This window comes from Priestia sp. SIMBA_032 (genome assembly GCF_046535215.1).
In the GTDB taxonomy this organism is placed as follows: domain Bacteria; phylum Bacillota; class Bacilli; order Bacillales; family Bacillaceae_H; genus Priestia; species Priestia aryabhattai.
This window is the reverse complement of record NZ_JAWRXD010000356.1, coordinates 1-313: the sequence shown is the minus strand read 5'-3', so window position 1 is coordinate 313 and position 313 is coordinate 1. Positions and strand designations below refer to the sequence as shown.

1 pseudogene is annotated in these 313 nt (G+C 29.4%); it reads right to left on the bottom strand.

Annotated elements, in window-relative coordinates:
* Nucleotides 1-144: 144 nt before the first annotated feature.
* A pseudogene (locus SB717_RS34740) lies at nt 145-313 on the bottom strand (Surface layer protein); the annotation flags it as partial.

The window sequence follows — 313 nt, the reverse complement described above, 5'->3', positions numbered from 1 at the left end:
TTCATGAATATTCCTCCTGAATATAAAAAAGGACACACCCGTACCATTGGCTGGTACGTAAGGTGTGTCCTTTACGTAATTTTAAAATCCGTATATTAAACTATATAATGATTCTAGCAAATTTTATTTCTCTTTACAATTACTTTATTTACTTTCTACTTGAATATACATCATTTTATCAGCAGTTGAATGCCCAATACGAACTTTATGGTTTTGAGTAGTGTAATTATTAATCACTTGAGCATCTACTGTCTCTTGGATTTCTTTATCTAAATTTAATTCAGGATTTATGAAAGTAACCCATTTCTTAGTT